This window comes from Streptomyces sp. UNOC14_S4 (genome assembly GCF_020740835.1).
Classification (GTDB): domain Bacteria; phylum Actinomycetota; class Actinomycetes; order Streptomycetales; family Streptomycetaceae; genus Streptomyces.
Window position 1 is genome coordinate 1 of the sequence record NZ_JAINFC010001059.1, and the last position, 567, is coordinate 567.

The window sequence follows — 567 nt, forward strand, 5'->3', positions numbered from 1 at the left end:
GGCGAGCGCGTAGGCGGCGGCCGCGGCGACGGGCGGCGGCAGCTCTGCGCGGACGGCGGCCAGGGCCTCGGTGGCCCTGGCCCGCAGGGCGGGGCCGCGGCCCGCGGCCGGGAACCGGGCCACGGCGGCGGGCCACGCGGTGGGGATGAGGGCCCCGGCGAGGTCGGTGAGGACGACGACGTGCTCGGGCCACATCTCGGCGGGCCCGAGGAAGACGCTCCCGCCGGGGTGGTGGCGGGCGTCGCGCCAGGTCTCGTCGCTGATCACCGTCATCCGTTCGGCGACCGCGGCCTCGCAGACCTCGTGCAGGATCTCGGGCGGCGCGAGGGTGCCGGTCGGGTCGTCGGCCGCGGACAGCAGCAGCACCCGCGGCCTGCCGCCCTCGGCACGGATACGGCGCACGGTCTCCAGCAGCGCGAACGGGTCGGGTACGCCACCGCACTCGGCGGGCACGGGCACATGGAACGCGGGGCTCCCGGCGAGCCGGGCGAGCGGCGCGTACCAAGCGGCGCAGGGGCGGGTGAGCAGGACGTCGCCGCCCGCCGCGGCGAGCAGGGCGAGCAGCAG

At 79.2% G+C, this 567-nt stretch carries 1 protein-coding gene; it reads right to left on the reverse strand.

Features of this window, described 5'->3' with window-relative positions; genetic code table 11:
• Nucleotides 1-567: aminotransferase class I/II-fold pyridoxal phosphate-dependent enzyme (locus K6I34_RS37880; RefSeq protein WP_229332528.1), on the reverse strand; the 567-nt coding region annotated here is incomplete at both ends.